Origin of the sequence: Streptomyces canus (assembly GCF_030816965.1) — a bacterium.
Taxonomy (GTDB): Bacteria; Actinomycetota; Actinomycetes; order Streptomycetales; family Streptomycetaceae; genus Streptomyces; species Streptomyces canus_E.
The window spans coordinates 9869987-9894729 of the sequence record NZ_JAUSYQ010000002.1 but is presented as its reverse complement, the minus strand read 5'-3'; the positions used below and the strand labels follow the sequence as shown (position 1 = coordinate 9894729).

22 protein-coding genes and 2 pseudogenes are annotated in these 24743 nt (G+C 71.1%); 18 read left to right on the top strand and 6 right to left on the bottom strand.

From position 1 onward, the window contains the following. Window positions 1–7: 7 nt before the first annotated feature. The 4 genes from QF027_RS46225 (at window position 8) to QF027_RS46210 (ending at window position 5945) form a co-directional block, all read left to right on the top strand. Window positions 8–1993 (top strand): beta-galactosidase, encoded by a 1986-nt coding sequence (locus QF027_RS46225; protein ID WP_307081556.1) that lies wholly within the window; start codon window positions 8–10, stop codon window positions 1991–1993. Between the two features lie 115 nt (window positions 1994–2108). Then, a complete protein-coding gene (locus tag QF027_RS46220; RefSeq protein WP_307081554.1) occupies window positions 2109–3620 on the top strand; it encodes a glycoside hydrolase family 43 protein in 1512 nt (503 codons plus the stop codon). Between the two features lie 98 nt (window positions 3621–3718). After that, the gene (locus QF027_RS46215) at window positions 3719–5476 is read left to right on the top strand and encodes a cellulase family glycosylhydrolase (protein WP_307081552.1); all 1758 of its coding nucleotides are present in this window, start codon (window positions 3719–3721) and stop codon (window positions 5474–5476) included. A gap of 328 nt (window positions 5477–5804) precedes the next feature. Next, on the top strand, window positions 5805–5945 hold the full coding sequence (locus QF027_RS46210; protein WP_306986852.1) for a hypothetical protein: 141 nt from the start codon (window positions 5805–5807) through the stop codon (window positions 5943–5945). A 141-nt stretch (window positions 5946–6086) separates the two neighbouring features. On the opposite strand, the pseudogene QF027_RS46205 reads toward QF027_RS46210, so the two are convergent. After that, window positions 6087–6335: pseudogene (locus tag QF027_RS46205) on the bottom strand (alcohol dehydrogenase catalytic domain-containing protein); the annotation flags it as partial. A 60-nt stretch (window positions 6336–6395) separates the two neighbouring features. Between QF027_RS46205 and QF027_RS46200 the strand changes: the two are divergent. Further along, window positions 6396–6650, top strand: a pseudogene (locus QF027_RS46200) (transcriptional regulator); the annotation flags it as partial. A 267-nt stretch (window positions 6651–6917) separates the two neighbouring features. Then, complete coding sequence (locus tag QF027_RS46195; protein ID WP_307081550.1) at window positions 6918–7904, top strand: aldo/keto reductase; 987 nt, start codon at window positions 6918–6920, stop codon at window positions 7902–7904. A 773-nt stretch (window positions 7905–8677) separates the two neighbouring features. Here QF027_RS46195 and QF027_RS46185 read toward each other — a convergent pair. After that, the gene (locus QF027_RS46185) at window positions 8678–10132 is read right to left on the bottom strand and encodes an MFS transporter (protein ID WP_307081549.1); all 1455 of its coding nucleotides are present in this window, start codon (window positions 10130–10132) and stop codon (window positions 8678–8680) included. A 341-nt stretch (window positions 10133–10473) separates the two neighbouring features. On the opposite strand from QF027_RS46185, the gene QF027_RS46180 reads away from it, so the two are divergent. After that, window positions 10474–11361 (top strand): helix-turn-helix transcriptional regulator, encoded by an 888-nt coding sequence (locus QF027_RS46180; RefSeq protein WP_306986423.1) that lies wholly within the window; start codon window positions 10474–10476, stop codon window positions 11359–11361. Here the strand turns inward: QF027_RS46180 and QF027_RS46175 are convergent. Together QF027_RS46175 and QF027_RS46170 are read right to left on the bottom strand one after the other, a co-directional pair. After that, complete coding sequence (locus tag QF027_RS46175; RefSeq protein WP_307081547.1) at window positions 11259–11888, bottom strand: NAD(P)H-dependent oxidoreductase; 630 nt, start codon at window positions 11886–11888, stop codon at window positions 11259–11261. The genes QF027_RS46180 and QF027_RS46175 overlap by 103 nt on opposite strands. A gap of 517 nt (window positions 11889–12405) precedes the next feature. Beyond that, window positions 12406–12561: a DUF6131 family protein gene (locus QF027_RS46170; protein ID WP_088245310.1), complete on the bottom strand. Its 156-nt coding sequence runs from the start codon at window positions 12559–12561 to the stop codon at window positions 12406–12408. A gap of 313 nt (window positions 12562–12874) precedes the next feature. Between QF027_RS46170 and QF027_RS46165 the strand changes: the two genes are divergently transcribed. From QF027_RS46165 to QF027_RS46155, 3 genes are all read left to right on the top strand, one after another. Next, window positions 12875–13366, top strand: coding sequence for a DUF2975 domain-containing protein (locus tag QF027_RS46165; RefSeq protein ID WP_306972868.1), 492 nt, complete (start codon window positions 12875–12877; stop codon window positions 13364–13366). Further along, window positions 13366–13587 (top strand): helix-turn-helix domain-containing protein, encoded by a 222-nt coding sequence (locus QF027_RS46160; RefSeq protein ID WP_307081546.1) that lies wholly within the window; start codon window positions 13366–13368, stop codon window positions 13585–13587. The genes QF027_RS46165 and QF027_RS46160 overlap by 1 nt, the downstream gene beginning before the upstream one ends. A 144-nt stretch (window positions 13588–13731) precedes the next feature. Then, window positions 13732–13923: a GntT/GntP/DsdX family permease gene (locus QF027_RS46155; RefSeq protein ID WP_307081543.1), complete on the top strand. Its 192-nt coding sequence runs from the start codon at window positions 13732–13734 to the stop codon at window positions 13921–13923. A 191-nt stretch (window positions 13924–14114) separates the two neighbouring features. On the opposite strand, the gene QF027_RS46150 is transcribed toward QF027_RS46155, so the two are convergent. Then, window positions 14115–15344 (bottom strand): acyl-CoA dehydrogenase family protein, encoded by a 1230-nt coding sequence (locus tag QF027_RS46150; protein WP_307081541.1) that lies wholly within the window; start codon window positions 15342–15344, stop codon window positions 14115–14117. Between the two features lie 218 nt (window positions 15345–15562). Here QF027_RS46150 and QF027_RS46145 point away from each other — a divergent pair, with 218 nt between their 5' ends. The 7 genes from QF027_RS46145 to QF027_RS46115 all read left to right on the top strand — a co-directional run bounded on the left by QF027_RS46145 (window position 15563) and on the right by QF027_RS46115 (window position 23254). Next, window positions 15563–16387 carry an enoyl-CoA hydratase/isomerase family protein gene (locus tag QF027_RS46145; protein ID WP_307081539.1) on the top strand — a complete coding sequence of 275 codons (825 nt, stop codon included), beginning with the start codon at window positions 15563–15565 and terminating at the stop codon, window positions 16385–16387. Window positions 16388–16513: 126 nt separating this feature from the next. After that, window positions 16514–17146, top strand: coding sequence for a hypothetical protein (locus tag QF027_RS46140; RefSeq protein ID WP_306972873.1), 633 nt, complete (start codon window positions 16514–16516; stop codon window positions 17144–17146). Further along, window positions 17143–19761, top strand: a complete 2619-nt coding sequence (locus QF027_RS46135) for a putative PEP-binding protein (protein ID WP_307081537.1) — start codon at window positions 17143–17145, stop codon at window positions 19759–19761. The genes QF027_RS46140 and QF027_RS46135 overlap by 4 nt, the downstream gene beginning before the upstream one ends. Next, a complete protein-coding gene (locus QF027_RS46130) occupies window positions 19758–20888 on the top strand; it encodes an acyl-CoA dehydrogenase family protein (RefSeq protein ID WP_307081535.1) in 1131 nt (376 codons plus the stop codon). Before QF027_RS46135 ends, QF027_RS46130 begins: the two co-directional genes overlap by 4 nt. A gap of 69 nt (window positions 20889–20957) precedes the next feature. Then, window positions 20958–21377, top strand: coding sequence for a Zn-ribbon domain-containing OB-fold protein (locus QF027_RS46125; protein WP_307081533.1), 420 nt, complete (start codon window positions 20958–20960; stop codon window positions 21375–21377). Further along, window positions 21374–22528, top strand: a complete 1155-nt coding sequence (locus tag QF027_RS46120; RefSeq protein WP_307081531.1) for a thiolase family protein — start codon at window positions 21374–21376, stop codon at window positions 22526–22528. The genes QF027_RS46125 and QF027_RS46120 overlap by 4 nt, the downstream gene beginning before the upstream one ends. A gap of 21 nt (window positions 22529–22549) precedes the next feature. After that, a complete protein-coding gene (locus QF027_RS46115; protein WP_306972878.1) occupies window positions 22550–23254 on the top strand; it encodes an SDR family NAD(P)-dependent oxidoreductase in 705 nt (234 codons plus the stop codon). A 61-nt stretch (window positions 23255–23315) separates the two neighbouring features. On the opposite strand, the gene QF027_RS46110 is transcribed toward QF027_RS46115, so the two are convergent. Continuing rightward, window positions 23316–23969 carry a TetR/AcrR family transcriptional regulator gene (locus QF027_RS46110; RefSeq protein WP_306972879.1) on the bottom strand — a complete coding sequence of 218 codons (654 nt, stop codon included), beginning with the start codon at window positions 23967–23969 and terminating at the stop codon, window positions 23316–23318. Window positions 23970–24089: 120 nt separating this feature from the next. Here QF027_RS46110 and QF027_RS46105 point away from each other — a divergent pair, with 120 nt between their 5' ends. Further along, entirely contained in the window at window positions 24090–24701 is a 612-nt protein-coding gene (locus tag QF027_RS46105; protein ID WP_306972880.1) for a TetR/AcrR family transcriptional regulator, read from the top strand. The last annotated feature ends 42 nt before the right edge of the window (window positions 24702–24743 follow it).

Here is a 24743-nt window from a genome sequence, read left to right as displayed (position 1 = left end):
AGCAGCCATGACCTCGCGCAGCATCACCGACCGCCTGGGCGGACTCGCCTTCGGCGGTGACTACAACCCCGAGCAGTGGGACGAAGCGGTCTGGAAGGAGGACGACGAGCTGATGTGCCGGGCCAGGGTCAACCTGGCCACCGTCGGCGTCTTCTCCTGGGCCCTGCTGGAACCGGAGGAGGGGCGCTACGACTTCGCCTGGCTGGACGCCCACCTCGACCGGCTCCACGCGAACGGGGTCGCCGTGGACCTGGCCACCCCCACCGCCTCCCCACCGCCCTGGTTCACCCTGGCCCACCCGGACGCACTGATGGTCCAGCCCGACGGCACCCGTCTCGTCCACGGCAGCCGGGACACGTACTGTCTCACCGCACCCGCCTACCGGAACGCGGCCCGCCGGATCGCCGCGGTGCTCGCCGAACGCTACGGCGACCACCCGGCCCTCGTGCTGTGGCACGTGCACAACGAGTACGCCACTCTGTGCTACTGCGACCACACCGCGGCCTCCTTCCGGGTGTGGCTGCGCGCCCGCCACGGCTCGCTGGACGCCCTCAACGAGGCCTGGGGAACGGCCTTCTGGAGCCAGCACTACACCTCCTGGGAACAGGTGCTGCCGCCGCGTGCCACGAACTGGCACAAGAACCCCGGCCAGGAGCTGGACTTCCGTCGCTTCTGGGCCGACGAGGTCACCGCCGCGTACTGCGAGCAGCGGGACGCGATCCGCGCACACAGCGACCGGCCGGTGACGACCAACCTGATGCTGCCCGCGTACCAGAACGTCGACCTGTGGGCCCTCGCCCGTGAACTCGACGTGGTCACCTGCGACCAGTACCCCAGCGCACCCGGCCTGGCCGCCGCCGCCGACGTCGCCTTCCACGCGGACCGCGCCCGCTCCCTGGGCGGCGGCCGTCCATGGCTGCTGATGGAGCAGGGCACCAGCACCGTCTACGACGGCGACCGGGTCCTCGCCAAGGAGCCGGGGGACATCCTGCGCCACACCCTCGGTCACATCGCGCGCGGTTCGGAGGGCGCCCTCTTCTTCCAGTGGCGGCAGTCCCGGGCCGGCGCCGAGACCTGGCACTCGGCGATGGTGCCGCACGCAGGACCCGGCAGCCGGATCTTCCGCGAGGTCGCACAGACCGGAGAGGCGGTCGCCCGTCTCGGCGAGCTGGCGGGATCGACGGTCTCCGCGCCGGTCGCCGTCCTGCACGACCCGGACGCCTGGTGGGCACTCGGTGTGGACGGCCTGCCCTCCACAGAGCTCGACTACCACGCGGCACTCGCCCGGGCCCACCGCACGCTGTGGGACTCAGGAGTCACGGTCGACTTCGCTCACCCCGAACACGAGTTGAGCCGCTACCCGCTCGTCATCGCCCCGGCCCTTTTCCTGCTCTCCGACGGATCCGCAGAGAACCTGCGCCGCTACGTCGCGGGAGGCGGAACACTCCTCGTCCAGCACGCGAGCGGCTCCGTGGACGACCGCCTTCACGCCCGCCTCGGCGGCTATCCCGCCGCTCCCCTGCGCGAGGCGCTGGGCATCCGGGTCGAGGAGTACCGGCCGCTGCGGCGCGACGAGCGGATCACCTTGTCGGACGGCACGCAGGGCACCGCCTGGAGCGAGTCCCTGCACGCCGAGAGCGCCGAGACGCTCGCCACCTACACCCACGGGATGCTCGCGGGCAGCCCGGCGGTGACCCGGAACGCCTTCGGCACCGGGCACGGCTGGTATCTCTCGACCCGCCTCGACGACGCCGGCTACGGCGCACTGGTCGCCCGGCTGCTCGACGAGACCGGAATGGGCCGCGAGACGCCGGGGCTGCCCCCGCAGGTCGAGGCCGTCACCCGGCACACCGCGGACGGCCGCCGCTGGCGCTTCCTGATCAACCACGGCGCCGAGCCAGTGCCCCTGCCCGAGCCCGCCCACGACCTGCTCACGGGCGGCACGGTCACCGAACTGGCCGCCGGCGGCAGCGCCGTACTCCGTATCGCCTGAGCACGGTCCTCCCCCTCCCTCTCTTCGGAAGGGCAGCAATGACCAGCGCACCCCGCGTGGCGTCGGAGACCCCGTGATCGCGCCGACTCACCCAATATCGAAGGAACTTGACCGAGTGTCAGAGAAACTGCGGGCGGCTGCCACCGTGGCCAACCCCGTCATCCCCGGCTTCCACCCCGACCCCAGCGTCTGCCGCGTCGGCGACGACTACTACCTCGTCTGCTCCAGCTTCGAGTACTTCCCCGCCATCCCGGTCTTCCACAGCCGCGACCTGGTCCACTGGACACAGCTCGGCAACGCCCTGGACCGGCCGAGCCAGCTCGCCCTCACCGCCGCCACCCCGTCGTCCGGCGGCATTTACGCTCCCACCCTGCGCCACCACGACGGCCGCTTCTGGCTGATCGTCACCCATGTGACCGAGGGCGGCGGCACCATGCTGTTCACCGCCACCGACCCCGCCGGCCCCTGGTCCGATCCCGTCCGCCTGCCCGGGGTTCCGGGTATCGACCCGGACCTGGCCTGGGATGAGAACGGCTCCTGCTGGTGCACCTCCGCCGGCGGCGCACAGGTCCGCATCGATCCGTACACCGGGGAGACCTTCGGGCCGCCGCACAAGGTCTGGGCCGGCACCCCCGGTGCCATGGCCCCCGAAGCCCCGCACCTGTATCGCATCGGGGCCTACTGGTATCTCCTCATCGCGGAGGGCGGCACCGAGCGCGGTCACGGTGTCTCGATCGCACGCGGCCGCACGCCCGACGGCCCCTTCGAACCGTGCCCGGACAACCCGGTCCTCACCCACCGCGGCACCCACCACCCCGTCCAGAACACCGGGCACGCGGATCTGGTCCAAGGTCCTGACGGCTCCTGGTGGATGGTGCTGCTCGGTGTCCGGCCACGCGGCGGCACCCCCGGCTGGCATGTGCTGGGCCGCGAGACCTTCCTCGCGCCGGTGAGGTGGGTGGACGACTGGCCCGTCGTCGACGAGGTGCCGTCCGTCCTGCCCGTGCCCGCCTGGCCGCTCGTCCCCGGCCCCGCCGAGGAGGTCCGGGACGACTTCGACCTCAGCGAGCTGCGGCCGCAGTGGATCTCGGTACGCGACCGTCCCGCCGGCTACTGCACCACCAAGGAGCGGTCCGGCCACCTGACCCTGCGTGCCCGCGGCGACTCCCTGGACGAGCCGGACGTCGTGTTCGTCGGCCGTCGCCAGGAGCACCTGTCCTGCCGGGTGCGGGTCCTGATCGACCCGGCCGAGGGGCGCGGTGGCCTCGCCGTCCGCCTGGACGAGGAGCACCACTACGAGATCGAGGCGGGCGAGGGCGAGGTGCGGGTCCTGAGCCGTGTCGGAACGCTGCGCACGGTCGTGGGATCACGGTCCGTGCCCGCTGGTCCCGTGGTCCTCCGCCTCCAGATCTCCGACGCCCCTCCCAAGGGCCCCCGCACCGGTCCCGACCTCCTCACGCTCGGCATCGAGGAGCCGGACGGCACCTTCACCTCTCTCGGCGAGCTCGACGGCCGCTACCTGTCGACCGAGGTGGCCGGCGGCTTCACCGGACGGGTCATCGGCCTGTACGCGGCCGTCGGCACGGTCCACTTCGACTGGTTCGACTACGAACCGCTCGTCCCCTGAACCAGTTCGGGCCGCCATCCCAGGACGGCCCGTCCTGCGTTTGACCTCCTTTCCCCCCACGGGCAGAACGTCCGCTCGCCGACAGAGAAGGATCGAAGATGAAGGGAACACACTCCCCCACCGGCCGCCGCAGAAGCGGCCCCGGCCGCCTGCTCGGCCTCGTGGTGGCGCTGATCACCGCGATCGGGCTGACCAGCACCGCCGCCTTCGCGGCACCGGCCCACCAGGACGCGTCCGCGGCACTCAGCTCCAAGGCACTCAGCCCCATGAGCGCCGTGGCCGCGATGCAGCCCAGCTGGAACCTGGGCAACACCCTGGACGCCATCCCCGACGAGACGTCCTGGGGCAACCCGGCGGTCACCAAACCCCTGCTGGACACCATCAAGGCCCAGGGCTTCCGCAGCGTCCGCATTCCCGTCACCTGGTCGGGACACCAGTCCGCAACGGCTCCGTACACGATCGACGCGACCTGGATGAACCGCGTCAAGCAGGTGGTCGACTGGGCGCAGGCGGATGGTCTCTACGTCGTGCTCAACGTCCATCACGACTCGTGGCAGTGGATCTCCTCCATGCCCACCGACCACGACAACGTCCTGGCCCGTTTCAAGGCCACCTGGACCCAGATCGCCGCCAAGTTCAAGGACTCCTCCCAGACCCTGCTCTTCGAGAGCAACAACGAGCCGCAGTTCAACAACACCACCGACGCCCAGGGCATCCAGTACAACGACGAACTGAACACCGCGTTCCACACCGTCGTGCGCCAGTCCGGCGGCAACAACGCGACCCGTCTGCTCGTGCTGCCCACCCTGCACACCAATTCCGGCCAGACCTTCCTGGACGCCCTGTCCAGCGAGATGAAGTCGCTCAACGACCCCAACCTCGTGGTCACCGTGCACTACTACGGCTACTACCCGTTCAGCGTGAACGTCGCGGGCGGCACGCGCTTCGACGCCACCTCGCAGCAGGACATGACCGACAACTTCGACCGGCTCCGCGCCACCTTCACCTCCAAGGGAATCCCCGTCTACCTCGGTGAGTACGGGCTGCTGGCGTACCCCGACAGCAACCACCCCTCCCGCGTCGAACGGGGCGAGGCCTTCAAGTACTTCGAGCAGTTCGGCTACGAGGCCCGCGCCGCCGGAGTGACCACGGCCCTGTGGGACCCCGGAACCTTCGCCTACCTCAGCCGCACCTCGCTGCAGTGGACCGACCCGGAGTTGATCAACCGGATCAGGTCGAGCTGGACCACCCGCTCGGGAACCGCCTCCACGGACCAGGTCTTCCTGGCCAAGTCCAGTGCGATCACCGCCCAGACGCTCACCCTCAACCCCAACGGCCTCACGTTCCGTGGCCTCTGGCAGGGCAACACGCAACTCGCCCAGGGCCGGGACTACACCGTCTCCGGCAACCAGCTCACCCTCACGGCCTCCGCGCTGACCCGACTGGCCGGCAACCGCACCTACGGGACCAACGCGACGATCGAGGCCAGGTTCTCCGCCGGTCTCGCCTGGCCGATCCGAGTGATCACCTACGACCGGCCGGTGCTCTCCAATGCCACCGGCAGCACCGGCGGTCTCACCATCCCCACCCAGTACCGCGGTGACCAGCTCGCGACCATGGAGTCCACCTACGCCGACGGCACCAACGCCGGCAACACCAACTGGACCCCCTACCAGGAGTTCAACGGCGCCTTCTCCCCCGACTACTCCAACAACGCCCTCACCCTCACCCCTGACTACCTCAACGCACTGCGCGACGGTGCGCCGGTGACACTCACCGTCCACTTCTGGAGCGGAGCCACCGTGACGTACCACGTGACGAAGTCCGGCAGTTCGGTGACCGGCAGCGCCGGCTGACGGCCCCTGGCCCCGGGTGCCGAACCCGGCACCCGGGGTCCCGCTCAGCTCTTGGGCCGGGGCCGGGCTCTCGCGGATGGTGGCGGAGAAAACGATCTCCAAGGGCTCGAACGTCCTTGCCTCCGTGCACAGGTGACTCCGGCCGAGCGGGTGCAGCACAAGTTCCTGTACATCTCCTCCGGCGGGTGACGGCCAGGGCCTTCAGGCGGGCGCGCTCAACGAGCCGGCGCACATCGGCTGGAAGCGTGGTGACCGTGACGAGGCTGCGCAACCTTTCGAATCCTGGCGCCTCTCCGGATACAACGGCGCGCTGGTCAACCTCGGAAGGGTGGCCGCCGAGGACGGCGACTTCAAGCAGGCAGGGGAGGACTACCGCACAGCGGCAGGCCACGACCACACGAACGGGCTGTACAACCTTGGGAAATTCTCCCTCGACGCCTTGTGGCCAGGGTTTGCGGTTGACCGTTGACCACAACCTCATCTGGGCGCTGACAGCCTGGAGGGGATGGGGGCCAGGTGCGTAACGCCTGTCGCGGCTTCGAGTTTCTTCTCTCAGCTTCTGGTTCTCCAGGGTGATCCGCGGGATGTGACAGGCGGCAAGTCCGAGAGTCTTGACGTTGACGACCTCGCTGCCGACCTCCTCGACGATGCCGACGTACCCGTGCCCCATCGGGGGCGGGTCACCGATGGGTTCCGCGCTCTGGTAGAGCCACAGGTCCGAGCCGCGCACACAGGTGGCTACCGTGCGGATCACCGCGTCGGTCGGCCGGAGGATCTTCGGGTCGTCGAGGGTCTCGAAGCGCACGTCGCCGGGGCGTAGATGACTCGCGAGGGCAGGCGCGAAAAGCGAGAAATCGATCCCGGTAGGGGAACATCCTGGGAGCAAACTCTCCCCCTTTCCTCAGGTGCGACCGGTGTCATGCTGGGAAGCATGACCGCCAACGTCACCCCCAATGAGCTGGGAGAATTCCCCAAGAAGCGCCGCTCCGAGCTGAGCCCGCGCACGGTCGGACTGCCCGAGACCGGCAGGCTCCGCCGGGTGGCCGGGCTGCGCCGCGAGGAGGTCGCCCAGCTCGCCAGCATCAGCACCGACCACTCCACCCGTCTCGAACAGGGTCGTATGCAGGCATCGGCGCCCGTGCTGGCCACCCTCACCGCCAAAACCCACCCCGACCAGCACCTGACCGTCTGGACGACCGCACCCGGCTCCCCCACCCACGAACGGCTGCGCATCCTCGCCTCCTGGGCCGCTGGCCGACACCTGCCCGCGTCGCCACCACTCACCTGACCCCGTCGGCCGCTTTTACGACTCCGGCTGCAGACGTTCGAGGGCGTTCACCGTGCCCCTCAACTGCTCCGGCTCTCGCGCCATGAACGGCCTCCCCGCGCCTGAGCCAGGTTTTCGTTCACCCTCACCCGCCACCCCACAAGGAGCACCACGATGCACACCCGCACACTCGGCCAGGGCCTCGAGGTCTCTGCGCTCGGCCTGGGCTGCATGGGCATGTCCCAGAGCTACGGCCCAAACCCCGGAGACCGGCAGGACATGATCGGCGTGCTCCGCGCCGCCGTCGACCGCGGCATCACCTTCTTCGACACCGCCGAGGTATACGGCCCCTACGTCAACGAAGAACTCGTGGGGGAGGCGCTCGCCCCGGTGCGCGACCAGGTCGTCATCGCCACCAAGTTCGGCTGGCGCATCGAGGACGGCACGCCGGTCGGGCTCGACAGCCGGCCCGAACAGATCAAGAAGGTCGCCGACGCCTCGCTGCGCCGGCTGCGCACGGACACGATCGACCTCTTCTATCAGCACCGGGTCGACCCCGACGTCCCCGTCGACGACGTCGCGGGCGCGGTCGCGGAACTCGTACAGGCGGGCAAGGTACGCCACTTCGGCCTGTCCGAAGCCGCCGCGGCGACGATCCGCAGGGCCCACGCCGTCCACCCTGTGACCGCCGTGCAGAGCGAGTACTCCCTGTGGACCCGCGACCCCGAATCCGAGGTACTGCCCACGCTCGCCGAACTCGGCATCGGGTTCGTGCCGTTCAGCCCGCTCGGCAAGGGCTTCCTCACCGGCACCGTCGACACCACGACCGCGTTCACCGACGGCGACATCCGCACCACCATCCCCCGCTTCAACGAGGACAACCTCGCCTCCAACCAGGCCCTGGTCGACCACGTCACCACGCTCGCCCGCGCCAGGAACGCCACCCCCGGACAGATCGCCCTGGCCTGGCTCCTCGCCCAGCAGCCCTGGATCGCCCCGATCCCCGGCACCCGCCACATCGAACGACTGGAAGAGAACGCCGGCTCCACCCAGGTGGCTCTGTCCGCCGACGACATCGCGGACCTCGACGCCACGGCGGCCCGCATCGGCGTGCACGGCGACCGCTACAACGACCAGCACATGCGGCTCGTCGGCAAGTGAGACGATCGCCTGCTCTTCTCCGACAGCGGGAAGGCTGATGGCGGCTCGGCAAGGCGCCGCAACACGCAGCTCACGCGTGGAACGCACGAGACCAGCGCGTTCGAGCACCGCCATATAGGCCGAGACCGTGGACTGCGTGAGTCCGGTCTTGGCCTGGATGTGACTGACACAGACGCCGACCGCGCGCGGATCAGTGACAGCCGGATCGACCGGAAAATGCTCTTCCGGATCACGCAGCCGCTGAAGCACCTGGAACCGCACGGGGTTGGCGAGCGCCTTGAGGGGTCCGATCAGGGTCGCGAGGTCGCCTGTCACGGCCATGTCGTCATGCGCCTTCCGGTGCTGAAGCGGAGCCGACTGTGGTCGCATCGGCGATAATCGATGCGTTGCGGCTGTGCGAGCCGCCACTCGCCGTGACGAATCGGGGTCGAAAGGCTCTCTGTCCCATGCGGCCACTGCCGCGCGCCCCGCGCTCGTCGAAGGCGTCCTCAGCACGAAGGACCGTATCCGCGAGGCCGGGTTCTTCCCGGCCTCGGCAGTCAGGCCTTCCACCGGGAGCTCGGCCGGCTGCTCCTCGACCCCGGCGTCCCCGAAGTCACCCTGTTCAAGTCGTTCGCGTTGCCCTTCTCCGGGCGAACCCATCCCGTCACCACGAGTGGTGACAGGCAGTACATCACGGGCCTGCCCACCGGCCGGTCCGCCCCGGCGTCGAGCACCCGGGGCTCCCTCCCCGGCGGAGGGACGGCACCCGGGTGGCTCGTACCGCCTGTCGGTCACTGCGCGGTCGGCCGGTCGCTGCGCAGGAACACGGCACTGGCGAGGAGGCCGATGAGGACAAGGGCGGCGTTCACCGCGATCGCGACCTTCAGACCGCCGAGGATGGCCGAGGCTCCGGCGCCGGCCATGGCGGCGGTGACGACGGCGCTCATGATCGGCGTGCCCATCGTGATGCCGACCTGCTGGGTCATGGTGGCGAGGCCGGTGGCCAGACCCTGCTCGTGGTTGGCGAGCCCCGAGGTGGCGGTCACCATGAAGCCCACGATGGCGAGCATGTTGCCGACACCGCCGAGGAAACTGGCGACCAGCATCAGCCACATCCACGAGCGGTCGTCGCCGAGGCCGACAAGGGCCGCAGTGAACACGGTCTGCAGGACGCCACCCACGATCAGCGTCCGCTTGGTACCGATCTTCCCGATGACCTTCGAGGCCGTGACGCCTCCGGTCACCGTTCCCAGGCCGAGGAAGCCGAAGGACAGGCCGGCGACGAGCGCGGAGTAGCCGAGCACTTCCTGCAGGTAGAGGGTCAGCGGGAAGACCAGGGAGGTGAAGGTGGCGAACGCGATCAGACCGGCGACGTTGCCCCAGGCCACCGACCGCTTGCCGAGCACGCTGAGCGGCACCAGCGGCGCGGACACCTGGCGCTCGACGACGTAGAAGATCACCAGCAGCACCACGCCCGCCGCAAGCGACAACAGAGCGCCTGCCGAGCCCCAGCCCTTCTCGCCCGCCTGGGTGAGCCCGAAGATGATGGCCAGCAGACCGAGCGTGACGCTGACGGCGCCGGGCAGGTCCAGCTTGGGGCGCTCGTCGAGGCGGGACTCCTTGATGATCCTCGGGGCGATGATCAGCACGGCGAGGGCGACGGGCACGTTGATGAAGAACGCCCACCGCCACGACAGCAGGTCGGTGAGCACGCCGCCGAGGAGGGCGCCGGTGGTGAACCCACTGGACATCAGTGCCCCGTTGAGGCCGAGCGCCTTCTGGCGCAACGGGCCCTCCGGGAACGAGGTCGTCATCAGCGACAGCGCCGCAGGGGTCACGGCGGCGGTGGCCAGCCCCTGGAAGACGCGGGCCGTGATCAGCATCTCCGGGTTCTGCGCGAGCCCGCCCATGAGGGAGGCCGCACCCAGGACCACGAGGCCGCCGAGGAACACCCGGCGGCGGCCGAACAGGTCCGCGACCCGGCCGAAGAGCAGGGTGAAGCCGGCCGCGCACAGCGCGAACGAGGTGCCGATCCACTGCAGGTGCGCCAGCGAGAAGCCCAGGCCGTTGCCGATCACCGGCAGCGCCACGTTCAGGATGGCGAAGTCCACGGCCAGCATGAACTGCGTGGCGAGCAGCAGGACCAGCACCAGCCGGAGCCGGGGGGTGAGCACGGCTGCGGCTGGTGCCGTGCCGACGGCAGGACCGGACGCGGTACCGGCCGCCTCCGTATCAGTGACAGACATGACGTCGAGTCCTCTTCCTCATGGTTTCTGGCACGCGGCACGCTCGGTCACGTCACGCGCTGTTACGGAAGAGGATCGGCTGTGCCCGGATGCCCAGCCAGAACCCTGCCTTGCACAGCCCTCACGAGGGTGGTCATCACACGACTACCCTTGTGACTACCGGCCCTTGGGACCGACGGGCATCATGGGAGGTCAGTGGCCACGGCCCGACGCACTCCCCGACCGATACGAGGGTGGTCATGACAGGACCATCCTTACCGCTACCGGCACTTCGGGCCCGGCGGGCAGCACGGGAAGCCAGTGGCCACGGCCTGACGCGCTCCGCCGACCTGGAGGCATGAATGGACGCCTCGTCCGAGCTGGGAGACTTCCTCAAGTCGCGCCGCGCCGCGCTGCGCCCCGAGGAAGTCGGCATCACCCCGCACCCGTCCCGCCGCCGTGTCACCGGGCTGCGCCGCGAGGAACTGGCGATGCTGGCCAACGTCAGCATCACCCACTACACCCGCCTCGAACAGGGCCGCGCCACCAACGCCTCCGACGGTCTGCTGGAGGCGATCGCGCGCACCCTGCGCCTCACCGACGACGAGACGGCCCATCTGAAGGACCTCGCCCGTCCCGCCGCCGCGTCGTCCCGCCCCGCACCGCCCCGGGTGGCGCACGCCGGCGCCTCGGCCCGGCAGTTGCTGAAGGCCATGACCGACGTACCGGCCGTCATCATGGACCGGCGCAACGACGTCCTCGCCTGGAACCACCTGGGTCACGCCCTGCTCGCCGGACACCTGGCGCCCGGGAGCCCCGAGACGCCCGGCGACCGCCCCAATCTGACCCGGATGCTCTTCCTGGACGAGCGGTACCGGGAGTTGTACGCGAACTGGGCCGAGCAGGCCCAGCTCGCCGTGGCCGCCCTGCGTCTGGTCGCCGGCCGCCACCCCGACGACCGCTCGCTGGCCGAGTTCATCGGCCAACTCACCATGAACAGCGATGAGTTCGCCTCTCTGTGGGCCCAGCACCCGGTGCGCACCTGCACCTCCGGAGTGAAGCACCTGCGTCACCCGCTGGTCGGTGCGATGGAACTCAGCTTCGAGAATCTCGTCATCCCGGGCACCTCGGGCCAGCGCCTGATCGCCTACACGGCCGAACCCGGCTCACCGTCGGAGGCGGCACTGCGGCTCCTGGGCAGCGCGACGGCTCCGGTACGGCGCGGCGTCACCACCTCGGCGGTACGGTGACGCCGGCCCCGCTCGGACGCCGAGCGAGGCCGGTATCGGCGGTGGACCTGGTCAGGTGGCCCGGCCCGTAGGTGAACACGGGTTCGAGAACCCAGGAAGTCGTCCACCGCACCGAATGCGCCATCGGGTCGGAACGCCTCACCGGAGCCGCCGGTCGTGACCAGCAGCATCGCCCGCTTGCCGGCGAGCGGGGCGTCGCCGAAGAACCCGTGGTCTCCGCCGAAGAGGGCGCCCATGACGAACACCCGGTCGATCCAGCTCTTGAGGATGGCCGGCAGCGAGAACCACCACAGCGGGTACGACAGCACGAGAAGATCGGCGGCGAGCAGCCGCTCCAGATGGACCTTGACGGCCTCGTCGAGCGTGCCGTCCTGGACCGCGCGCATCTGCTCGGCCTGCGGCTTGAACGGACCGTCCACGGGGGCGAACTCCTCACGGGCGAGGACCGGCGCCCAGGCGTCGTTGTAGAGACCCAGGACGTCGACTTGGGAGTCGGCGCCACGGAGAGCCTGAGCGGCGGTGGCCATCTGGGCGGTGCTGAACGAGTCGAATATGAGCTCAGCCGCTCACCGGGCAGACGTCGCGGTATCAGGCGTCCGGGACGTATGTGCGCCACTGGGCCTGTCAGGTCGCCGGGAAGGGGCAGCTCCACCACACCCTTGCCCGCGCAGGCGTTGATCGCCTTCTGCAGGGCGGCGACGCCCTTCGCGCCGTAGGCGGCGGGCTTGCAGACGGGCGCCGTCGTGGTGGCGGCGGCTGCCGTAGTGGGGTTCCAGCCGTCCGAGCCACCGGCGGCGGCTGCGCGGTGTTCGAGGCGGTGGTGCCGACCGTGGTCAGCGACCACCGCCTGTTGCTGTTGGTGGCGCAGGCCTCCTCCGAAGCGATAATCCATCTCACGGTGATCGCCGTCTCACCACCCGCCGCCTCCCGGTAAAGCCCCCTGAACTGACGCGGAACCCGACCCGGGACCGAACACAAATCACCGGACCAAACGTCCAGCAAGGACCAGCCCTTGAGTCAGGCGCCGTTCGATGACCTAGGCGGTCACCAGTAGTGGCGTCGGCCGGCGACGGCGTGCCCCATGGACCCCATCAGCCAGAACACGGCGCCCACCACGGCCAGGATGATGCCGAGGGTCCACAAGATCGATATGCCGGTGAGGAAACCGACAACAAGCAGAATGATGCCGAGCGCGATCATGACGTACCTCCTGGCGTGAGCTGATGTGTTACCTCCCGAGTGCCCCGAACCGGCAACCTCACCCCACCCCGCCAAGCAAGAAGCAACTACCGACGGGACTTTGGGCAGGGATCACCTCGCCGGCCCGCTCGCCAACCTCCTGATGCGCAGCACTTCCGCACCCGTATGCCTGGGTGCGGGTCGCACGAACGCTCGTGGCGGCAGCGGATATCCCGCCCCCGGCGTGAAACCGCCTCCCCTGTTCCCACCCAGACCTTGCCCGATCTATCGAATTTCGATAGGTTTCCATCGCGATTCGATGGAAGGATGGGGCATGGGAAAGCTGACCGTGGGTGCGCTGCGTGTCGTGCTCGTGGTGGTGCTCGTCGGCACCGCGTTGGTACAGGCGTTGATGGTGTGGACATTGATCAGCGGGAAGGACCCGGAGGACGGATCCCTCCCGCTGACCGCGCTGCGCGTGATCACGATCCTGGGCATGGTGTCGGTCCAGGTCGCCGCGGTCTGCGTGGGGCGGCTGGTGACGATGGTGCGACGCGGAACCGTGTTCTCCCACGCCGCCTTCCGTTACGTGGACGGCGTGATCGGCGCGATCGTGGCGGCCGCCCTCGTCTGGTTCGCGGTCACCGTCGTCAACGCGCCGGGGCAACGGGACGACCCGGGCGTCACCGTCATCATGGGCGGAATCGGCGTGGCCATCCTGGGGGTCGCGCTCATCGTGCTCGTGCTGCGGATGCTGCTCGCCCAGGCCGTCGCCCGCGACGTCGAAGCGGCGCAGATGCAGGCCGAGTTGGACGAGGTCATCTGATGCCGATCGCCGTCGACATCGACGTGATGCTGGCCAGGCGGAAGATGTCCGTGGGCGAGCTCGCGGACCGCGTGGGGATCACGCCCGCCAACCTGGCGGTACTCAAGAACGGCCGCGCCAAGGCGGTACGCTTCGCGACGCTCGCCGCGCTCTGCGAGGTACTCGAGTGCCAGCCGGGCGACCTGCTGCGCTGGGAGCCCGACGACGCCGCGGGCGGATGACGTGCCCCAGGGAGGGCGGGAGAACACCTGGCGCCACCGGCCCGTGACACGTCACCTGGTCCGCCTGACCGCCCTCGCCCTGCGCGCGGCCCCGAGCTCGGCAACCGTCGCCCTCATCACGACCGCCGGCATCCTCACCCTGCCGTGCACCGCGCCGACCTGTCGACAGGCCAACTCTCCCTGGCCGCCCTGGTGACGGGCGCGGGCGTCCTGACGCTGTCCCTCATCAACGGCGCCGGGTACTGGATGTCCAAGCCGGCCGGTCTCGACATGGCGGCCGGCCTGCGCTCCTGGACGGTCCTGACGACCGTGATGGGCGCGCCGGTTTCGTCCTGACCGCGGCGCTGTGGCCGCTGGTCTGACTCCTGGCCCCACACACGGATCTGCCCGCCCGAGCCCCGACCGGCCCGGGCGGGCGGTTTTCCGTCGTCGAGGCCCGTCGCGGTGCATCGGGACGGGCCGCCCGCGGGGCTGTAGTCAATGAGCAGAAACTACAGCCGCACGTAACGGCCGCAGGTAACGGCCCCTCAGGATCCCGCAGATCCCGCAGATCCCGCAGGCCGAGCCTGCCGATACGGCTTCACCACCCGGCGGGCGATGGCGAACCGGTGAGTCTCGGACGGGCCGTCGTAGATCCGGAACGGCCGCACCTCCCGGATCAGCCGTGCCAATGGGGCGTCCGAGGCCGAGATGCCGAGCGCCCCGCAGATCTGCACCGCCCGGTCGACCACCCGGCCCACCGCCTCCGCCACGAAGACCTTGGACACCGAGGAGAACTGCGCGGCGGCCCTGGAGCCGGTGTCCAACTCCCATGCGGTACGCCAGATCAGCGCGCGGCTCGCCTCGATGTCGATCTCGGAGTCGGCGAGCATCTGCTGCACCATGCCGAGGTCCCCCAGCAGTGAGCCGAAGGCCTCGCGGCTCCCCGCGTGCTCCAGCGCGACGTCCTGGGCGCGGCGCGCGGACCCGAGCCAGCGCATGCAGTGCGTCAGCCGGGCGGGGCCGAGGCGGACCTGGGCGTTCTCGAAGCCCCGGTCCACCTGCCCGAGCACCTGTTCCTCGGCCACCACGCAGTCCTCGAACACGATCTCGCCGTGACCGGCGAAGAAGCTCTCGTCCAGGGTGTCGATGTTCCTGACGATGCGCATGCCGGGGGTACCGGCGTCGACGAGGAACATGGTCGCGCCACCCGGGCTGCCGGGGCCGCCCTCGGTGCGGGCCATCACGATGGTGAAGTCGGCACCGCCGGCCCCGGTGATGAACCACTTGCGCCCGTCGATGCGCCAGCCGCCGGGAACCCGTACCGCCGTGGTCCGCAGCGCGCGGGGGTCGGCGCCGGCGCCGGGCGCCGGTTCGGTCATCGCGAAGCAGGAACGGTACTCACCGGCAGCCAGCGGGCGCAGATAGCGCTCCTGCTGCTCCTCGGTGGCCACCTTCTCCAGCAGGTGCATGTTGCCCTCGTCCGGAGCCGCGCAGTTCAGCGCCAGGGGGCCGAGCACCGAGTATCCGGCGGCTTCGAACACCACTGCCTGCCCCCGCAGGTCCAGGCCGTGTCCGCCCCACCGTTCGGGAAGGTGCGGCGCATAGACGCCCGCCTCACGGGCGCCCTTCTGAAGGGTCTCCCGCAGCGCGTGCGGAGCGTCGTGGACGGACCCGCCGCACTCGCGCTCGGCCGGGATCACCACGTCGCGGACGAACTCGGCGGTGGCCTCGGCGAGCCGGGCGACGGACGGATCGACATCGAACTGGATCGGCATGGTTCCTCCGGCCGACGGGCGTACGGGCGCCGGTGCCCGTCGCGTCGTAGAAACTGTACAACGGGTCAAGTATCTTTCCCGAGGGGTGACAGCGACCCTCTTCTACAGAGCCTTCATTTGTGAGCGGAAGAGGACCCACGGTCACCGAAACTTTAGGGCGGGCCCAGTATGTGAGCCCGATCCCGACGAGCTGTGCCAACGATGGGAGAAGACCTCCGATGAGCACCCAACCGGTCCGGGTCGTCCGCCACTCCGACGGGGTCGTCGAACTGCTGCTGGACGATCCCGGCCGCGGAAACGCCCTGGACCTTCCGACCGCCGAGGCGTTGTGGGACGCGGCCTGCGACATCGCCCGGGAGCCCGGCGGCGCGGTCCTGCTGCGGGCGGCGGGCGGGAACTTCTGCGTCGGCGGTGACCTGCGCGCCTTCGCGGGCCGGGGCACGGAAACCGGCTCCTACGTGCACGCGGTCGCGACCGCCGCCCACGCGGCCGTGCGGACCGTGCACGAGCTGCCCGTGCCGGTGGTGACCGCCGTGCGCGGCGCCGCGGCGGGCGGTGGAGTAGGGCTCGCGCTGACGGGCGACATCGTGGTGGCGGCCCGGTCGGCACGCTTCCGGCTGGCCTACACGGCGATCGGGCTCACCCCGGACTGCGGTGCGTCCTGGGTGCTGCAACGCCTGCTGGGCCCACGACGGGCCGCGGATCTGATCCTCACCAACCGGGTGCTGACCGGCGACGACGCCGAGAGATGGGGCCTGGTGTCCCGGGTCGTGGAGGACGCCGAACTGGACGACACGGCCTACCGGACGGCCGCCGCCCTGGCCGCGGGATCAGGAGTCGCCCTGCGGGCCGCGAAGGCGCTGCTGCGGGCGGGAGCCGAAACGCCGCTGGAGGAGCAACTCGCCGAGGAGGCGCGCTCCATAGCCGTCCTGGCCGGCGGCACCGAGGCCCAGGACGCGATGGAGTCCTTCCTCGCCGCCCGGCCCCGCGCCAGGGCGTCGGCCGAGCGGTCGGCAGATCAGGAGCCGCAAAGTGTTTCTTGAGTTCCTCTTCACTAACAGGGTCGCTGGAGCGTAACCTCCGGGCAACACAGATCGCAGTTCCCTGCGACCCGGCATCCGTCGCCGCGCGGCCTGAGTCCGCGCCCCCACAGGAACAAAGGTGTGGAGATGCATTCTGCTGCCGTGGAGCGGACAGACACCATCGACCCGTCCCTCGCCGACGCCGTCATCGACCTCGTCCTGCGCGGCATGTGGCGCGGTACGCAGGAGTCCGTGCACCGCCCGCTGGTCGACGCCGGGCTCGCCATGGTGAAGGGCCCGATGGTGCTGCCCACCGAGTCCGCCAAGCAGGCCGCCGCACAGATGCTGCGGATCCCGGCCGGCTCGGGGCAGGAAGCGCAGATCACCGCGGTCTACGAGGCGTTCCTGCCGGTGAACAGGAAGATCCGCGAGGTCTGCACGGCCTGGCAGTGCCGCCCCGACGGCAGCGTCAACGACCACGGCGACAGCGTCTACGACGCCGAGGTGCGCGAGCTGCTGGAGGACGTGCACGAGGCCATCCAACCGGTCCTGCGCAGGCTGGAACGGCTGCTCGCGGACAGCGGCCGGTATCTGACCGGCCTGGAGGAGGCTCTCGACCGGTTCGACGACGGCGACCGGCAGTGGCTGGCCTCCCCCCTGTGCGACTCGTACCACACCGTGTGGATGCGGCTGCACCAGGAACTGCTGCTGGTCCTGGGCATCAGCCGTGCCGAGGACGAGGCCCGCGAGGAGCAGCTCGTCCGAGGGAGCCAGGGGTGAACCTCACCGACCGCCGCCCCGGCGTCGACGCTCCGCAGCAGACGCCCGGCCTCGCCCTGGTGCCGTACGGCCAGGGACGGACCCGCGGACTGGACGCGGACGCGCTGGGCACGCACGGCGTCGCGATGGACCGGCTGGTGGCCCTCGGGCTGACGGTGGTGCCGGGGCTGACCGTGCCCGCGGGCGCCGCGGCCTCGCTGGGCGAGCCAGGCACCGCCCGTGCGGCCGTCGAACTCGTCGAGCAGTTGGCCGGGCGCCGCGTCGGCGATTCCGCCAGGCCGCTGCTGCTGCGGCTGTCGGCGAGCGCGCCGACGGACATCGCGGGGCTCCCGCCCGATCTCACCTGCCTCGGAGTCACCCCCGACAGCGCCGGGGACCTGTGCACCGTCATCGGCCGCGCGGACGCCCTGGACGAGGTCTGGGCGGCCACGGTACGGATGATCGCCGAGTACGGCCTCGACGTCCCGGCCGCGCTGCTGGACGACGCCCTCCTCGACAGCCCCGCGCCCCGCACCCGTGTCGAGGCACTGCTCGCCCTGGTCGCTCGACATGCCGCGCGGCCCTTCCCCCACGACCCGGCCGAGCAGCTCGCGCTGGCCGCCCGCGCGGTCCTCGCCCGCTGGGACTCGCCGCGGGCGCGAAGGGCGCGCAAGGCCCAGAGGCTTCCCGCCGACCTGGACATCGCGCTGCACGTCCAGGCGCTGCGCATCGGCCCCGCGGACCGCTCCGGCTATGGCACGGCGGTCAGCCGCCACCCCGAGACCGGCCGCTTCTCGCCGCAGGGCTCGTTCTTCCGGGGCGTACGCCGCAGCGCTCCGCCCCCGCACACCGGCGAACCGCTGGAGAAGCTCGCGGGCGGCACGGTGCTCCTCGAGCATGCCCTGCTCACTCTCGAACGCCATCTGCACGCACCCGTGTCCGTCGACTTCGAGGTGCGCGACGGCGAGGTCTCGCTGCTCGCCGCCTCGGCGCAGAGCCGCCCGCCGCTGCGCGCCTCGGTGTGCCTGGCGGTCGGCCTGGTCCGTGACGGCGCCCTCGACAAGGACGCGGCGGTACGCCGGATCGGCCCCGCCCAGGTGCAGGAACTCCTGCATCCCCAGCTGAAGTTGACCGGCGGCGAGGAACTTCTGGCACGGGGTCTGCCCGCGTCCCCGGGCGCAGCGACGGGCACGGTCGCACTGTCCAGTGAACGCGCCCTCGAGCTGGCCGCCGAAGGCGCGCACGCCGTCCTGGTGATGCACGAGACCACACCGGCCGACGTGCCCGGGATGCTGGCCGCCACCGCGGTGCTGACCGGCAGCGGCGGCATCGCCTCGCACGCGGCCGTGGTGGCGCGGGGCGCCGGCAAGCCGGCCGTCTGCGGCGTCGAGGGGCTGCGGGTCGACAAGGCGGCCGGCACGGTACGGATCGGGGAACGAGTGCTGCGCGAGGGCGCCGCGGTGTCGCTCGACGGCCGTACCGGCGCCGTGTACGCCGGAACGCTCAGTGTCAGCGTCGCCGGACCGCCGCCGGAGCTGTCCACCCTGCTCGAGTGGGCGGACGACTCGCGGCGGCTCGGAGTACGGGTCAACGCCGACACCGCGGCGGAGGTGAGCACGGCCGTCGCGCTGGGCGCGGAAGGCGTGGGCCTGTGCCGTACCGAGCACCAGTTCCTCGGCGACCGGCTGCCCCTGATCCGCAGCGTCATCCTGGCCGCCGACCCGGCGGCTCGCGACGAGGCGCTGCTGGCCCTGGAGCACGCACAGCACGAGGACTTCAAGGCGCTGCTGGCCGCGGTCGGGGGCCGCCCGGTGACCGTGCGTCTGCTGGACGCCCCCCTGCACGAGTTCCTGCCCGCTCCCGGCGAGGCCGGAGACGCGGCGGCGGAGCAGCGTGCCGCGTCGCTGCGCGAGGCCAACCCCATGCTCGGGCTGCGCGGGGTACGCCTGGCGCTGCTCCACGAGCGGCTGTACCCGGCGCAGGCGGAGGCCCTCTTCTCCGCCTGGGTGGAGGTCGCCGCCACCGGCGTCCGCCCCCAGCTGGAGGTGATGATCCCGCTGGTCAGCCTGCCGGAGGAACTTCAGGCCGCCGCCGCCTTCGTGCGCGACGCCGCCGAGACGGTGGCCGCCCGCACCGGCGTCCGGGTGCCGTACCGGCTCGGCACGATGATCGAGACACCGCGCGCAGCCCTGCTGGCCGCCGAAATGGCCGAGCACGCCGATTTCTTCTCCTTCGGCACCAACGACCTCACCCAGCTCACTTACGGGTTCTCCCGGGACGACGTGGAGCGCCAGGTGCTCGCCTCCTACCAGGAACGCGGATTCCTCACCGCCAGCCCGTTCGCCCGGCTCGATCCGCACGGCGTCGGCGCGCTGATCGCCCTGGCCGTGGAAAGGGCCAGGAGCGTACGGCCGGACATCAAGCTCGGCGTGTGCGGTGAGCACGGCGGAGACCCCGAGTCGATCGCGTTCTGCGACGACCTCGGGCTGGACTACGTCTCCTGCTCCGCGCACCGCGTGCCGGTCGCCCGGATGGCGGCGGCACACAGCGCACTGCGCGAAAGCGCGAGCCGAAGCCGAAGCGGAAGCGGAAGCGGAAGCGGAAGCGGAAGCATCGAGAACGGGACACCGGCATGACGACCACCGTGACCGGCCCCGCCGCCGGAACGACCGAGGCCTCGGAGGCCGAACTCGAGGATCTGCGCGCGACCGTGCGGTCCGTGTGCGCGGACGCGGGCGGCACCGCCGCGGTGCGCCGGCTCGACGAGCACGCCCCCGGCATCGACGCCGATCTCTGGGACATCCTCGGCCGGCAGGTGGGTCTCGCGGCCCTCGGACTGCCGGACACGGTGGGAGGCATCGGCGGCCTCGCGGAGATCGCCGTCGTCTGCGAGGAACTGGGCAGAACGCCGGCCGCCGTGCCGCTGCTGTCCTCCACCGTGCTCGCCGGGCAGGTGCTGGCCGGCTGCGGTACGGCCGAAGCACCGCTGGCGGAGGTGGCCGAAGGCACGGTGCACGCACTGGCCGTGGCCGCGCCCGACGGCGTGTGGCGGCCGGACGCCGTGCCGGTGGGCGTCACCTGGCAGGGCAGTACCCCGACGCTGGACGGCATCGCACCCTTCGTGCTCGACGGCGCCGACGCCGAGGCCCTGGTGGTCGCGGCCGCCGGCCCCGGCGGCGTGGACCTCTTCCTCGCCGACCCGCGCGGGCCGGGCGTGACGGTCCGCCGGGTGCCCACGCTGGACCTGAGCCGGGGCCAGGCCGTGGTCACCTTCACCGGTGCCCCGGCGCGTGCGCTGACCGCCGGGGGCGAAGGGACGGAGGTCGTCACCCGCGCCCTCGACGTGGCCTTCGTGGCGCTGGCCGCCGAGCAGCTCGGCGGGGCGCAGGCGGCCCTGGACATGACGGTGGCGCATGTGCGGGACCGTACGCAGTTCGGCCGGGCGATCGGCAGCTTCCAGGCGATCAAGCACACCTGTGCGGACATGCTGCTCCAGGTCGAGTCCGCGCGGTCCGCGGTGGTCCGGGCGGTGCGGGCGGCCGGGTCGCCCGAGACGCTCGCGGAGGCCGCGGCGGTGGCGCAGTCCTGGTGCGGCGAGGCGTTCACGTTCGTCGCCGCCGAGTGCGTTCAGTTGCACGGCGGTATGGGCTTCACCTGGGAGCACGACGCGCACCTGTACTTCCGGCGCGCGCAGTCCGACGCCGTGCTGCTGGGCGGAGCGGCCTACCACCGGGAACGACTCGCCGGGCTGCTGAGCTGGTGACGGCGGGACGGAAGCGACCGGTGACGTCGGAAGGGGCCGACCGGTGACGGCAGGAAGAAGGAGGGCGGCATGACCACCAGACTCGTCGACGAGAGCCTCTTCGACGGCGCGGATCCGCCGCGCCTCCTGGGCGCGCGCTGCACCGGGTGCCGCACCGTCGTCTTTCCCCGGCAGGACTCCTGCCCCAGGTGCTCGGACGGGGCGATGGCCGCGCACGTACTGCCGGACAGTGGCGAGATCTGGTCGTGGACGGTGCAGTCGTTCCGGCCCAAAGAGCCGTACCGCCCACCGGCCGAGGGCCACCAGCCGTACGCCCTCGGCTATGTCGACCTCGGGGAGGTCCTGGTCGAGGCACGCCTCGACATACCCCGCCGGCTGATCCGGATCGGGCTGCCGGTCCGGCTGACCACGGTCGAGGCGTACCGCGACGAGGACGGGACCCAGATCCTGACCTTCGCCTTCGGCTCGGCTGCCGAGGACGAGCGATGAGCCGCACCGACGAGGTCTACGTGGTCGGATGCGGCATGCATCCCTTCGGCCGGGACGAGAGCGTCAGCGGTATGGACATGGCCGAACGGGCGATACGGGAGGCACTGGCCGACGCCGGTGTCGCCTGGGCGGACATCGGGTACGCGGCCGGCGGCTCCGACGTGTCCGGCAAGCCCGACACCCTGGTGGGCCGTCTGGGGCTGACCGGAGTGCCGTTCGTCAATGTGCAGAACGGCTGCGCGACCGGCGCCTCGACGGTGCTCGCCGTCGCCAACGCGCTGCGGGCGGGCGAGGCGTCGCTCGGACTCGCCGTCGGCTTCGACAAGCACGAACGGGGCGCGTTCCATGTCTCCGCGGCCCGTTACGGGCTCGGCGACTGGTACGCGGAGACGGGAATGATGTTGACGACCCAGTTCTTCGCGCTGAAGACGCAGCGGTATCTGCACGAGTACGCCATTCCTGAGCGGGCATTGGCGGCGGTGGCGGCACGCGCCTTCCGCAACGGCTCCCGCCACCCTCTGGCGTGGCGGCGCAAGGAGCTGACGGAGGAGGAGATCCTGGGTTCCGCCGAGGTCAGCCCGCCGCTCACCCAGTACATGTTCTGCTCGCCGGGCCAGGGCGCGGCGGCGCTGGTCCTCGCCCGCGGGGACCGCGCCTTCGATCTGTGCGAACGCCCGGTGAAGCTGGCCTCGTTGGCCTTCCGGACCAGACGGTTCGGCTCGTTCGAGGTGTTCGCTCCTTGGCTGCCGCCGGGACCGCACCGCAGCCCCAGCGTGGACGCGGCCGAGGCCGTCTTCCGCGGCGCCGGTCTGAGGCCCTCGGACGTCCAGGTCGCGCAGTTGCAGGACACCGACAGCGGTTCCGACCTGATCCACCTGGCGGAGACCGGGCTGTGCGGGCACGGCGAGCAGCCGGAGCTGCTGGCCTCGGGTGCCACCGACCCCACCGGCCGGATCCCGGTCAACACCGACGGCGGCTGCCTGGCCGGTGGCGAGCCGGTGGGCGCCTCCGGGCTGCGCCAGTTCCACGAGGTCGTACGGCAGTTGCAGGGCCGCGCGCCGGGGGTGCAGGTGCCCGGCGGCCCACGGGTGGGTTTCACCCACGTGTACGGGGCGCCCGGGATCAGTGCCTGCGCGGTACTGACGGTCTGACCGCAGTCGAAGGGAATCGCCATGAGCGAGATCAGAACCGCCCTGGTCACCGGCGGCGCTCGCGGGATCGGCGTGGAGATCTGCCGGCAACTCGTGGAGCGGGGGCTGCGGGTACTGGTCGCGGCACGGCAGCCGGAGGCCGCCGAGGAGGCGTGCCGCACCATCGGCCGGGGAGCGCTGCCGCTGGCCCTGGACGTGAGTTCCGCGAAGAGCGTCACCGAAGCGGTGCGGGAGGCCGCGGAGCTGACCGGCGGCGGGGTGGACGTGCTGGTGAACAACGCGGGAGTGTCCCTGGACGGCGAGTTGCGGCCCCCGTACGTCGATGAGGAGGTCCTGCGCGCCACCCTGGACGTCAATCTCGTAGGCGCCTGGCGGGTGGCCGAGGCCGTCGTCCCGGGCATGGTGCGGGCCGGCTACGGACGGGTGGTCAACCTCACCAGCTCGTACGGCTCCCTGGCGCTGATGGACTCCGGCCGGCACCCGGCCTACCGCGTCTCCAAGACCGCGCTCAACGCCTTCACGCGGATGCTCGCCGGCGAGCTGTCCGGCACGGGTGTCCTGGTCAACGCGGCCGACCCCGGGTGGACCCGCAGCGGCATGGGCGGTCCGTCCGCCCCGCGCGGGCCGGAGGAGGGCGCGGACACGCCCGTCTGGCTGGCGACCCTCCCCGACGGCGACGAGACGACGGGCGGGCTGTTCGCCGGCCGCCGGCCACTGTCCTGGTGAGCCAGGTCCGCCATCCGCCGCCCTGGTGACCGGCTCCGCTGAGACGTGCCCGAGGGCGGTCTCACGCCGGTGCGGCCGCGCTCCCCCGGTCGGCGGCGACGATGCGCAGCGCCAACGCCCTGACGGCTTCCTGTACGGACCGGGACGGCAGCCCGGACAGCGGCCCGCCCTCCGCCCGCAGCGCGGTGACGAGGATGGTCGTACTGATCAGCGTGCGCACGGCGAGCGCCTGCGACGCATGCCGCGACTTGGCCGCCCGCGGGTTACGGGTGGTGCCGTCCGGCAGATAGTCGTACGCCCGCTGGATGTGCCGCTGCTCGAACTCGTCGCGCAGCGCCTTGACGTTGCCGTTGGCGGAGGCGACCTGGACCTGGTAGAGGCGGGCCTCGTCCGGGTTCTTCTCCACCCAGTCCCACACGGCGTCGATGACCCGCACCAGGCTCTCGGCGTCACCCGGCTCGGACTCCGGCCGGGCCGCCTCCACGACCGCGTTCAGCTGGTCGAAGACCCGCCGCATGGACAGTTCGAGCAGCTCCTCCTTGCCGGCGAAGTGGTAGTAGACGGCCGTGGGCACCACCTGTGCCTCGTCCGCGATGTCCTGCACGCTGGTCTCGGCGAACCCGTTGCGTCCGAACACCCTGACCGCGGCCGCGATGATGTGCTGCCGCCGCGAGGGACGGTGGGCCGGTTGCTTGCCGTTCTGCTTCGTGGCCATGCTGCTCCCTGTACGCCCGACGGTACTCACCATGCTATCCAGTAACTCTGCCTGGCCGGGACCGTAATTCCTGGTGTCCGCGCGGTACGGGTACAGAAAGATCACGGCATACTTGACACCATGACTACATCCGGAACCCGCGCCGCTCACCGCCCCTCGCGCAGGCAGTGGGTGATCGAGGCGGCCACGGAGCTGTTCGCCACCCAGCCTCCGGACGAGGTGACGGTGGCCGACATCGCCGCGCGGGCGGAGATGACGTCGGCCGCGGTGTACTACCACTTCTCCTCCAAGGACCAGGTGCTCGTGGAGGGCATGCAGGTGTTCGCCGCGGCGCTGCGCGAGCAGGTGGAGACGCTCGCGGAGAACCACACCCCGGGCACGGACATCGGTCCTGCCGTCACGGCTCTGGTGGCCTGGCTGGGCGAACACCGTTCCGCCGCCACCGTCTTCTTCGTGTCCTCGGCCGGTATGAGCCAGGAGGCGGAGGGGCTGCGGCACGAGGTCCGCACGCGGTTGCTGGAGGACCTGGTGCGGCTGGTCCGCAAGGCCAGTGGGCCGGTCACGGACGCGGAGGCGGCGGTGATCGGCCTGGGTGTGCTGGCGCTGCTGGAGACCGCGGCGATCTCACAGGCGCGGGGGGACGAGGCGTACCGCTCCCTGGGGCACCGCTCCTTCCTCCGCGAGGTGGGCCGCCTCGCGGAGCGGATCGCCGATCCGGTGGCGGAGGGCTGAGCGGTCCGCCGGAAGAACGGGCTGCGGGCCCCCGGAGACGAC